Here is an 11906-nt window from a genome sequence, read left to right as displayed (position 1 = left end):
GCAGCGGGATACGGTCGCCGGGCACATCGAGGAGGGCGTCGAGATCCATGCTGAGATCAACGCCACCCAGACGGAGCCAGTCACGCCGCTGCAGCCGCTGCTCACCCGCGGCTATCGTCGGAAGCGCCGAGAGTCCCAGCAATGCGCCCGGCACTCGGATTCCAGGCGGCTCCTCTGGCTCGGGAGCGGGCATCTACTGGCGCCACCGTTCGCGGTGTTGGCGGACGCATTCAGGTCGATCGCATGCTGGGAATGGGTCCGCAGGGTGCCACCTGCCTCCCCGGTGCGGAGCGCGGTGAGGTCGAAGGAGGAATCAACGACCGCCTTCAGACGAATCTGGCTCGTGGGGTCCTCATCGACTCGGGCCGCACCCGCGAAGGCCGATACCTCGAAATGACCCGCCGGGCCACCCCGCCGCCACACGAGCAGACGGGAGCGTTCTGACCCGCGACCGCGTTCGTCCGGACAAGCAAGAAGAGCACCCGCCGCGCCCAGGGTGCTCTTCTTGCTGTTCGGCGGAACGCCGCCCGATGGTCGCGCCGCGCAGCGGCCCCTCATTCACGTCCTGAGAGACCACCGGACCACTACAGACACCCCTTCTTTTTCCTAAGTAGGGAAGCTCTGCGTCACAGCGTCACACGGACGGAAAAAACACCCTCTGGCCTGCGGATACAAGCGTGACGCAGACGGCAGGCTCTGCGTCATCGTGCGTCACCTGCGTCACGCCGTGACGCAGCCCGTGACGCACCGATGACGCACGCTCGCTGCGCCGCGTCACGCGAAACCGCAGGTCAGGAGCCCGAGTGACGCTGGTGACGCTGTGACGCAGAAATCCGCACCTAGGACAGGTGCGGGCCGAGATCCCGAGCCCAACCCCTCGCAGGCAAAGACGACTGCCCAGGAGCACCCCGGATGAGCACCGCGACTGCCGCCCCCGTCGACCGACTCCTGTACAAGCCCGAGGAAGCGGCCGAAGCGCTCGCCATCGGCCGATCCACCGTCTACGAGCTGATGGCCGAAGGCGCCCTGAAGTACATCAAGTTGGGCCGCACGCGCCGGATCCAGCGTGCTGACCTCGAAGCATTCGTAGCAACCCTCTCCCCGCTGTCCAACTGACCAGAGCACGCACTGAGGCGCCCCGAGCACTCTGCTCGGGGCGCCTCCCGCATGGAGGAACACATGAGCCCCCGCAAGCCCAACATGGAGTCGTCCATCTACTTCGGCGCCGATGGCTGGTGGCACGGTCGCGTGACGATGGGCGTCAAGAGTGACGGCGGCCCCGACCGACGCCACCGCCGGGCCCGGACCGAGGCCGAGATCAAGCGCAAGGTGAAGGAGCTGGAGCGCCAGCGGGATCAGGGGCGTGCACCCGCAGCGGGCCGTAAGCCGACCGTCGCCGCGTGGATGGAGACCTATCTCACCGACATCGCGAGCCTGAAGCTCAAGCCGCGTTCGCTCGATGACTACTGGTCCAAGAGACCGAGGCCAACCCCTTTACCAAGGAGGAGGCGAAAACGTTCCTCGAAACCGCGGCAAAGCGGCCGACCTTCATGCGGTGGATTGTCGGGGTCGGCATGGGGTTCCGGCAGGGCGAGACGCTCGGGCTGCGCTGGTCGTACGTCGACCTGGAAGCGGAGCTGTTCCGCCCCGAGTGGCAGCTTCAGCGCCTCACGTGGCGGCACGGCTGCGACGATCCGCACGCCTGTGGAGGGCGTCTGCACCGCTTCGAGCCGTGCCCGCCGGACTGCACCGCGCACAAGGGCTACAAGCGTGGCTGCCCGAAGCCGTGCGCCAAGACGTGCACGAAGCATGCAAGCACCTGCCCAGAGCGCAAGGAAGGCGGACTCACCTTCACCCGGCCCAAGACCAAGAAGAGCCGGAACGCTGTGCCCATCCCGCCCGTCTTCGTTCCCTTCCTGCACGACCACAAGGCCCAGCAGCAAGCGGCACGGGAAGCTGCCGGGGAACTGTGGCAGGAGCACGACGTCGTGTTCTCGCGCCCGGACGGCCGGCCGCTGGATCCGCGCGCCGACTACGAGGAGTTCAAGGAACTGCTCAAGGAAGCCGGGATCGATGACCGCCGCCTGTACGACGGGAGCCGCCACACCGCCGGCACGATCCTGAACGAACTGGGCGTCGACATGCCCACGATCATGGAGATCCTGCGGCACACGCAGATCAGTCAGACCCGGCGGTACGTCAAGGGCCGGTCCCACCTGTCCAAGGACGCCATGCGGCGCATGGGCGAGTTTTTCGTACCCCCACCGTCGCCTCCGTCGGCCCCGGTTCTGGGCCCCACTGAGACCAGAAATGAGACCGCCGACACTCGCACGGCACGCGCGTAGCGCCGCCGTCGTATCCGGTAAAAGCAAAAGCCCCAGGTCACGGCGAGTGAGTCCTGAGGCTTCTACAGAGCCGCCTTCGGGATTCGAACCCGAGACCTACGCATTACGAGTGCGTTGCTCTGGCCAACTGAGCTAAGGCGGCAAGCTGCGGACGTACGCGTCCTCGCGGGACACGCTCTCATCAGCAGCGGCGCCAAGTCTACAGGGTTCCAGGGGGTGCCCCGGACCACCCCCGGTCACCCCCGTCGCGGGCCTCAGCAGCGCTTGCCGTCCTTGGGTGCCTCGCCCTCCAGGAGGTAGGTGTTGATCGCCGTGTCGATGCAGTCGCTGCCCCGGCCGTAGGCGGTGTGGCCGTCGCCGTCGTACGTCAGGAGCCGGCCGGACGACAGCTGGCCGGCGAGGCTCTCGGCCCACTTGTACGGGGTGGCCGGGTCGCGCGTGGTGCCCACGACCACGATCGGGGCCGCGCCCTTCGCCTCGATGGCGTGGGCCTTGCCGGTGGCCTCGGTGGGCCAGAAGCCGCAGTTCAGGGAGGCCCAGGCGAAGCCGCGGCCGAAGACCGGGGACGCCTTCTCGAACTCGGGGAGCGCGGCCCGCACTTCGTCGGCGCCCTCGAAGGCGGCCGGGAGGTCGAGGCAGTTCACGGCCGCGTTGGCGAACATCAGGTTGGCGTACGAGCCGTCCGCCTCGCGCTCGTAGTAGCTGTCGGCCATGGCCAGGAGCGGGGCGCCGTCGCCGTCCTGCGCGGCCGTGAGCGCGGAGCGCAGCTGGGGCCACGCGCCGTCGTCGTACATCGCGGCGATCACGCCGGTGGTGGCCAGCGACTCGCCGAGCGGGCGGTCCTCACCGGTCGGCACGGGCGAGGCGTCGACTTTCGCGAAGAAGTCCTTGAGGCGTTCGGTCGCGTCGGCGACGGACGTGCTGCCCAGGGGGCAGTCCGCCTTCTGCACGCAGTCCGCGGCGAAGGCCTTGAACGCGGTCTCGAAGCCGGCTGTCTGGTCGCGGTTCAGCTCGCGCGCCGGGAGCGCCGGGTCCATCGCCCCGTCGAGGACCAGTCGGCCGGTCCGGTCCGGGAACAGTTCGGCGTAGGTCGCGCCGAGGAAGGTGCCGTACGAGGCGCCGACGTAGTTCAGCTTCGCGTCGCCCAGGATCGCGCGCAGGACGTCCATGTCCCGGGCCGCCTCCGTGGTCGAGACATGGGGCAGGACCTTGCCGGAACGCTTCTCGCAACCCGCGGCGAAGTCCTTGTACGCCTGCTCCAGCCTGCCGGCCTCCGCGGTGTCGTCCGGCGTCTGGTCGACCTGGGTGTACGTGTCCATCTCCGGGCCGGTCAGGCACTCGACGGGCTCGCTGCGGGCGACACCGCGCGGGTCGACGGCCACCATGTCGTAGCGGGCGCGGACCGGGGCCGGGTAGCCGATGCCGGCGTACGCCTGGAGGTATCCGACGGCCGAGCCGCCGGGGCCGCCCGGATTCACCAGCAGGGAACCGAGCCGCTTGCCGGGCCCGGTGGCCTTGATCCGGGAGACGGCGAGCTTGATCGAGTCGCCCTCCGGCTTCGCGTAGTCCAGCGGAGCCTTCATCGTGGCGCACTCGAAACCGGGCACGCCGCACTCCCGCCAGTCCAGCTTCTGGCTGTAGTACGGCTTGAGGGCCGGCGACGGCGCCGCCCCGCCGGCCGCGCCTGGTGTGTCACGCTCCCCTGCCGACGGGCCGCCCGCCGTACAGCCGGAGACGAGGAGGCCGACCGTGGCCAGTGGAAGGGCGAAGGTGCGGAACAGGCGCCTGGTGTCCATCCAACGGAGCGTAATGGCAGCGGGCCGCCGATGCCGGTCCCGGCTCGCGCGGACGAACCCGGCCGGGCGGGCCCGGTGAGGTACGTGAACCGCCGCGGTGCCCGTACACGGCCCGCCCGGGCGCGTCAGCCGTCCCGCAGCGAAACCGCCATCGCCTCGACGGCCAGCAGCGGTGCCACATTGCGCTCCAGGGCCTCACGGCAGGCGACCACCGCCTCTATCCGCCGCAGAGTGCCCTCCGGTGTGGAGCTCCGGGCGACGCGGTCCAGGGAGTCCCGCACGTCACCGTTGGCGAGCTCCACGCGCGACCCCATCTGGAGCGCCAGTACGTCGCGGTAGAAGCTGGTGAGGTCGGTGAGCGCGAGGTCGAGGCTGTCGCGCTGGGTGCGGGTCTTGCGGCGCTTCTGTCTGTCCTCGAGCTCCTTCATCGCGCCGGCCGTGCCGCGCGGCATCCGGCCGCCCGCCTGCGCGCCGAGCGCCGCCTTGAGGTCCTCGGTCTCCTTGACGTCGATGGCCTCCGCGACCTGCTTGGCGTCCTCCGCGGCCGCGTCGATGAGCTCCTGAGCGCCTCGGAGGCAGCCGCCGATGTCCTCCACGCGCAGGGGCAGCTTGAGAACCGCGGTACGGCGGGCACGGGCCCGCTCGTCGGTGGCGAGCCGGCGGGCCCGGCCGATGTGGCCCTGGGTGGCACGGGCCACGGCCGCCGCGACGTCCGGCTCGATGCCGTCTCTCCTGATCAGCACGTCCGCCACGGCGGCCGCCGATGGCGTACGCAGGGTGAGGTGACGGCAGCGGGAGCGGATGGTGGGCAGCACGTCCTCGATGGACGGCGCGCACAGGAGCCAGACGGTACGGGGCGCGGGCTCCTCGACCGCCTTCAGCAGAACGTTCCCCGCGCCCTCCGTGAGACGGTCGGCGTCCTCCAGGATGATCACCTGCCAGCGGCCGACCGCGGGCGAGAGCTGGGCGCGGCGGACGAGCTCACGGGTCTGGCCGACACCGATGGAGAGCAGGTCGGTGCGGATCACGTCGACGTCGGCGTGCGTCCCGACGAGCGTGGTGTGGCACCCGTCGCAGAAACCGCAGCCCGGTGCGGCGCCGAGGGCACGGTCCGGGCTGGTGCACTGCAGCGCGGCGGCGAACGCACGGGCGGCGGTGGAACGTCCCGAGCCGGGCGGGCCGGTGAACAGCCACGCGTGCGTCATCTTGGACGCGGCGGGCACCGGTTCGCCCGCCGACTGGGCGGTGATCTGCGCGTCCGCGTCGCGCGCGGCGGCGGAGAGCTGCTCCTGGACACGCTCCTGGCCGACCACGTCGTCCCACACGGCCATGTGCCGTCACCGCCTTTCCTGCTGGGGTCTCCCATTGTGGCGGAGAGCACCGACAGTCCCGTCCACGTCGTCCACAGGTCCGAGACGGCACAGGCGCCGGCGCGGAAAGGCCCCGGCACGGAAAGGCCCCGGCACGGGAAGGCCCCGGCACGGAAAAGGACCGGGTCCTGTGGGACCCGGTCCTCTCCTGTCGCGTCCGGTCCGCCCGGAGCGTCCGTCAGCCGCGCCTGCCCCGGCGCCCGCGGCCGCCGTCGTCCTCGTCGTCCTCACGCGGACCGAGGAGTTCGTCCGCGAGCGTCGGCAGGTCGTCGAGCGGTGTCTCCTCCGCCCAGTCCGAGCGGCGGCGTGAGCGCTCCGCCGAGGGATCGATCTGCGGGAGTTCCGTGGTGCGCTCGTTCCCGTTCTCGCCGCGCTGCGCCTCGCGCTCGTCGCGGAAGATGCCCGGCGGCACACGGTCGGCCGGACCGGACGGCCCCGCGTCCCGTACCGGCGGCAGAACCGCCGTCTCGTCCGCCGCACGCTCCTCACGCACCTGCGGGAGCATGGCCGTCTCCGCCTCGTCGGGAACCTGCGGGAGCATGGCCGTCTCCGCCTCGTCGGGAACCTGGGGCAGCATCGCCGTCTCCGCCTCGTCCTGCACCTGCGGCAGCATCGCCGTCTCCGCCTCGTCCTGCACCTGCGGCAGCACGTTCGTCGCGTCGTGCGCCCCGCCCGGGACCGGGACCTCCTGCGTGACCTCGTCCGGCCTGACTACCGGAGTCGCCACCGTGGTCTCGGCGGACGACGCGGCGGTGACCGAGGCCGCGGCGGCCTCCGCCGCCCGGCGGGCCTCCTCGGCGCGCAGCAGCGCCTCCTCCGCCTTGCGCTGCTTCTCCAGGCGGCGCTCCTCGGCCTCCTTGCGCAGCCGGGCCTCTTCCTCGGCCTGCCTGCGCAGCCGTTCCTGCTCCGCCTGGCGGGCCTTCTCCTCGGCCTCGCGGCGCCGCATCTCCTCGTCGGCACGGCGCCGGGCCTCTTCCGCCCGCTGCCGGGCTTCCTCCGCCTGCCGCTCGGCCTCGCGCTGCCGCGCCTCCTCCAGCTCGCGGCGCTTGCGCTCTTCTTCCTCGGCGCGGAGCCTGGCGAGCTGCTCCTGCCGCTCGCGTTCGAGACGCTCCTCCTCGGCCTTGCGGGCGGCCTCTTCCTCGGCCTTGCGGCGAGCCGCCTCCTCGGCCGCCCTGCGCGCCTCTTCCCGGGCCTTGATCTCGGCCTCGGACAGCGGCAGCAACTGGTCGAGCCGGTGCCGTACGACGGTGGTGACCGACTCGGGCTCCTGGCCCGCGTCCACGACCAGATAGCGGCCGGGGTCGGCGGCGGCCAGCGTCAGGAAGCCGGACCGCACCCGCTGGTGGAACTCGGCCGGCTCCGACTCGAGGCGGTCCGGCGCCTCGGTGAAGCGTTCCCTCGCGGCCTCCGGGGAGACGTCGAGCAGCACGGTCAGGTTCGGTACGAGGCCGTCCGTCGCCCAGCGCGAGATCCGGGCGATCTCGGTCGGCGACAGGTCGCGGCCCGCGCCCTGGTAGGCCACGGACGAGTCGATGTACCGGTCGGAGATGACGACCGCGCCGCGCTCCAGAGCCGGGCGGATCACCGAGTCGACGTGCTCCGCGCGGTCGGCCGCGTACAGCAGTGCCTCCGCCCGGTTGGACAGTCCGGCGCTCGACACGTCGAGCAGGATGGAGCGCAGCCGCTTGCCGACCGGGGTCGCGCCGGGCTCGCGGGTGACGACCACTTCGTGGCCCTTGGCGCGGATCCACTCGGCGAGGGCCTCGACCTGGGTGGACTTGCCGGCCCCGTCGCCGCCCTCGATGGCGATGAAGAAGCCGCCTGCCACGGGCGCCTGCGCCGGGTCCGCCCCGCCACGCAGGGCGTCGCCGAGGTCCCGGCGCAGCGGCACACCGGACCGGTCGTCCGTCTTGGCGAGCACGATCGCCGCGACGGGCAGCAGCAGCGCCCCGACGAGCATGAGCGTGAACGCCGCCCCGCCGTGCGCGAAGACGAAGTCGCCGCTCGCCAGCCGGTGGGGGCCGATCGCGGCGGCGAGCAGTGGTGCGGCGATCGCGGCGATCGCGATGACGACGCGGACGACCGCCTGCAGGTGCGAGGCGAGCCGGTGCCGCCGGAACTCCTCGGTCTCCTGGTCGATGAGGATGTGCCCGGTGTTCGCGGCGACGCCCGCGGAGACGCCCGCGACCGCGGCGAGGAACAGCCCGGTCGCCGTGTCCGGCACGAGGCCCAGCGCGAGCAGCGCGACGCCGGTCACGGCGACCGCGAGCGGCAGCAGCCTGCGGCGGGACAGCGAGGGCAGTACGGAACCGGCCCCCCGGATGCCGGCGGCGGTGCCGCCGATCAGCGCGAGGATCAGCAGCGAGAACGTCACGGGCCCGCCGCCGAGGTCGACGGCGTGCAGCACGGCGACGGCGGCAGCGGAGGCGACGGCTCCGGTGACCGCGGCGCAGGCGACGACGAACAGCGGTATGCCGCCGGTGCGGCCCTTGTCCACGCCGTCGCCCGCGGACGGCCTGCGCAGGCCCTCGAGGGGCGAACGCGGCCGGGGCGTCTGGGAGCCGGGCAGCTCGAGGAAGTACAGGATCGACACGGACGCCGCGAAGAGGCCGGCCGCGATGTAGGACCCGAGGGCGGCCTGATGGGCGGTGAACCAGTTGATGCCGGTGCCCAGCAGATTGCCGATCAGGGTGGCGGCCAGCAGCACCGCGGCGGCGACGGGGATGACCCCGAAGCCGGTGCGCAGCCACAGCCTGCGCAGCGCGTCGAGGTGGTCGGGCAGCGGCCGGACCGCCGCGCCCTCCGGCGGCGGCGCGGGCAGCAGCGACGGCGCGGCGCCTTCACGGGCGACGGTCCAGAAGCGCTCCGCGACTCCGGTCAGGAAGACCGTGACGAGCAGGATCGCCAGCGCCTTGCCCGGCATCCAGTCGATCCACAGCGGTGCGACCACCAGCAGTCCCAGTCGCAGCCCGTCGGCCCCGATCATGGTCCAGCGCCGGTCGAACAGGCCGCTGGGCGCCGTCAGCGAGGTCATGGGACCAAGGAGTACGGCTCCGAAGAGCAGCGTGGACAGCACGCGGGCGCCCAGCACGGCGGCGACCGCGAAGGCCGCCCCGCGGTACCCGCTCCCGAACGCACCCGACGCCACCGCCGCCTGCAGCGACAGCAGCAGGAGGACGAGAACGGCGAGGGCGTCCGCGACGCCGTTGACCACCTGCGCGTTCCACAGCCGCCTCAAAGGAGGGTGGCGCAGCAGGGAGCGCACGGCCCGTTCTCGTGAGTCCGTGGCGAGTGTGTCGGAATCCGATGCGTGTGCGGCAGTCTCTGAAGCGGTGTTCATGACCGCCTGCTGATCGGCTGGCTGCTCGGCTCGCGTCATTCGGCCAGCCTATCCGGAGCCGCACGCTCCCCGGAGGCGTGTCCGAACATACAGGCGCTTTGTGGCAAGGGTGTGAAATTCCCCTGGCACGAAGCGCCTGTATGCGGTCGCGCGGAGGCCTACTCCTCGGACGGCGCGGCCGTCTTCCTGGCCGCGGTCTGCGCGGTCGTCTTCTTGGCCGTCGTCGTCTTCTTCGCGGCAGTCGTCTTCTTGGCGGCGGTCGTCTTCGCCGCCGTCTTCTTGGCTGCCGTCTTCTTGGCCGGGGCCTTCTTCGCCGGCGCCTTCTTGGCCGCCGTCTTCTTCTTGACGGGCCCCTTGGCCCGCTTCTCCGCAAGCAGCTCGTAGCCGCGCTCGGGCGTGATGTCCTCGACGCTGTCGCCGGTCCGCAGCGTGGCGTTCGTCTCGCCGTCCGTGACGTACGGGCCGAAGCGGCCGTCCTTGACGACCACCGGACGCTCGCTCACCGGGTCGGTGCCCAGCTCCTTCAGCGGCGGCTTGGCGGCGGCCCGGCCACGCTGCTTGGGCTGCGCGTAGATCGCCAGGGCCTCGTCCAGCGTGATGGAGAAGAGCTGCTCCTCGCGCTCCAGGGAGCGTGAGTCGGTGCCCTTCTTCAGGTAGGGGCCGTAGCGCCCGTTCTGCGCGGTGATCTCGACGCCCTCGGCGTCGGTGCCGACCACGCGCGGCAGGGACATCAGCTTCAGCGCGTCGTCGAGGGTGACCGTGTCCAGGGACATGCTCTTGAAGAGGGAGGCCGTCCGCGGCTTGACCGCGTTCTTGCCCGTCTTCGGCGTGCCCTCGGGAAGGATCTCCGTGACGTACGGGCCGTAGCGCCCGTCCTTGGCGACGATCTGGTGCCCGCTGACCGGGTCGGTGCCCAGCTCGAAGTCGCCGCTCGGCTTGGCGAGCAGTTCCTCCGCGTACTCCACGGTGAGCTCGTCGGGCGCGAGGTCGTCCGGGACGTCGGCGCGCTGGTGGCCCTCGGCGTCCTTCTCACCGCGCTCGACGTACGGCCCGTAGCGGCCGACGCGCAGCTTGATGTCGTTGCCGACGGGGAAGCTGGAGATCTCCTTGGCGTCGATCGCGCCGAGGTCGGTGACCAGTTCCTTGAGGCCGCCGAGATGGTCGCCGTCGCCGTTGCCCGCCTCCGAGGCGGCGCCGGTCGCGTCGCCCTTGCCGAAGTAGAAGCGCCTCAGCCACGGCACGGCCTGCGCCTCGCCCCGCGCGATGCGGTCGAGGTCGTCCTCCATCCGCGCGGTGAAGCCGTAGTCGACGAGTCGGCCGAAGTGCTTCTCCAGCAGGTTGACCACGGCGAAGGAGAGGAAGGAGGGGACGAGGGCCGTCCCCTTCTTGAAGACGTAGCCACGGTCGAGGATCGTGCCGATGATCGAGGCGTAGGTCGACGGGCGGCCGATCTCGCGCTCTTCCAGCTCCTTGACCAGGGATGCCTCGGTGTAGCGGGCGGGCGGCTTGGTGGCGTGGCCGTCGACCGAGATCTCCTCGGAGGACAGGGCGTCGCCCTCGGCGACCTGCGGCAGGCGCCGCTCACGGTCGTCGAGCTCCGCGTTCGGGTCGTCGGCGCCCTCGACGTAGGCCTTCATGAAGCCGTGGAACGTGATGGTCTTGCCGGACGCGGAGAACTCGGCGTCCCGGCCGTCGGACGCCCGGCCGCCGATCTTCACGGTGACCGAGTTACCGGTCGCGTCCTTCATCTGAGAAGCGACGGTCCGCTTCCAGATCAGCTCGTAGAGCCTGAACTGGTCGCCGGTCAGCCCGGTCTCGGCGGGCGTGCGGAACCGGTCGCCGGAGGGACGGATCGCTTCGTGCGCCTCCTGCGCGTTCTTCACCTTGCCGGCGTACACCCGCGGCTTCTCCGGCAGGTAGTCGGCGCCGTAGAGCTGCGTGACCTGCGCACGGGCCGCGGAGACGGCCGTGTCGGAGAGGGTGGTGGAGTCCGTACGCATATAGGTGATGAAGCCGTTCTCGTACAGCTTCTGCGCGACCTGCATGGTGGCCTTGGCCCCGAAGCCCAGCTTCCGGGAGGCCTCCTGCTGCAGCGTCGTCGTACGGAACGGAGCGTACGGAGAACGGCGGTACGGCTTGGACTCGACCGAGCGGACGGCGAACGACGCGCTCTCCAGCGCGGCGGCCAGCGCTCGGGCGTTCTCCTCGTCGAGGTGGAGCATCTGGTCGGACTTGAGGCGGCCGTCCGAACCGAAGTCGCGGCCCTGTGCGACACGCCGACCGTCGACGGTGTTCAGCCGGGCGGTGAGCGTGGACGGGTCGGACACGTCACCGGCACGGCCGGTGGAGAAGGTGCCGGTCAGATCCCAGTACTCGGCGGAGCGGAACGCGATGCGCTCACGCTCACGCTCGACGACGAGACGGGTCGCCACGGACTGCACACGGCCGGCGGACAGCCGGGGCATGACCTTCTTCCACAGGACCGGCGAGACCTCGTAGCCGTAGAGACGGTCGAGGATGCGGCGGGTCTCCTGGGCGTCGACCATGCGCTTGTTGAGCTCGCGCGGGTTGGCCACGGCGTCGCGGATGGCGTCCTTGGTGATCTCGTGGAAGACCATGCGGTGGACGGGGACCTTGGGCTTGAGGACCTCGAGGAGGTGCCACGCGATGGCTTCGCCCTCGCGGTCCTCATCGGTTGCGAGGTAGAGCTCGTCGGACTCGGCGAGCTGCTCCTTGAGCTTCCTGACCTGCGCCTTCTTGTCAGCATTGACGACATAGATGGGCTGGAAGTCGTGCTCGACGTCGACGCCGAGGCGCCGCACCTCACCGGTGTACTTCTCCGGCACCTCAGCGGCGCCGTTCGGGAGGTCGCGGATGTGCCCGACGCTCGCCTCGACGACATAGCCGGGGCCGAGATAGCCCTTGATCGTCTTCGCCTTGGCAGGCGACTCGACGATCACGAGTCGGCGGCCGCCCTGTGCGGTCTCGCTGGTCGGGGACAACTTCGCTCTTCTCTCCGGTCGACGCTCGATGGGCGCTCACAGCACTGCGGCAC

The 11906-nt window shown here is 71.1% G+C and carries 5 protein-coding genes, 1 tRNA gene and 1 pseudogene; 2 read left to right on the top strand and 5 right to left on the bottom strand.

All coding sequences use genetic code 11. From position 1 onward, the window contains the following. Positions 1-912: 912 nt before the first annotated feature. Together ACWD01_RS16595 and ACWD01_RS16590 are read left to right on the top strand one after the other, a co-directional pair. Positions 913-1116, top strand: a complete 204-nt coding sequence (locus tag ACWD01_RS16595; protein ID WP_451162325.1) for a helix-turn-helix domain-containing protein — start codon at positions 913-915, stop codon at positions 1114-1116. Between the two features lie 63 nt (positions 1117-1179). After that, positions 1180-2345 (top strand): annotated as a pseudogene (locus tag ACWD01_RS16590) (tyrosine-type recombinase/integrase). 68 nt (positions 2346-2413) lie between these two features. Here the strand turns inward: ACWD01_RS16590 and ACWD01_RS16585 are convergent. The 5 genes from ACWD01_RS16585 to topA all read right to left on the bottom strand — a co-directional run bounded on the left by ACWD01_RS16585 (position 2414) and on the right by topA (position 11853). Continuing rightward, positions 2414-2487, bottom strand: a tRNA-Thr gene (locus ACWD01_RS16585). Positions 2488-2599: 112 nt separating this feature from the next. Then, positions 2600-4141, bottom strand: a complete 1542-nt coding sequence (locus ACWD01_RS16580; protein WP_451162323.1) for an alpha/beta hydrolase — start codon at positions 4139-4141, stop codon at positions 2600-2602. A gap of 125 nt (positions 4142-4266) precedes the next feature. After that, positions 4267-5472, bottom strand: a complete 1206-nt coding sequence (locus ACWD01_RS16575; protein WP_451162321.1) for a DNA polymerase III subunit delta' — start codon at positions 5470-5472, stop codon at positions 4267-4269. Positions 5473-5689: 217 nt separating this feature from the next. Continuing rightward, positions 5690-8890 (bottom strand): dTMP kinase, encoded by a 3201-nt coding sequence (gene tmk, locus ACWD01_RS16570; protein WP_451162319.1) that lies wholly within the window; start codon positions 8888-8890, stop codon positions 5690-5692. Between the two features lie 119 nt (positions 8891-9009). After that, the gene (topA, locus tag ACWD01_RS16565; protein ID WP_451162317.1) at positions 9010-11853 is read right to left on the bottom strand and encodes a type I DNA topoisomerase; all 2844 of its coding nucleotides are present in this window, start codon (positions 11851-11853) and stop codon (positions 9010-9012) included. Positions 11854-11906 lie beyond the last annotated feature (53 nt).

Source organism: Streptomyces sp. NPDC002835, assembly GCF_053591995.1.
Note: the sequence above shows the minus strand (reverse complement) of the source record. Positions and strands in the feature narration are given on the sequence as shown.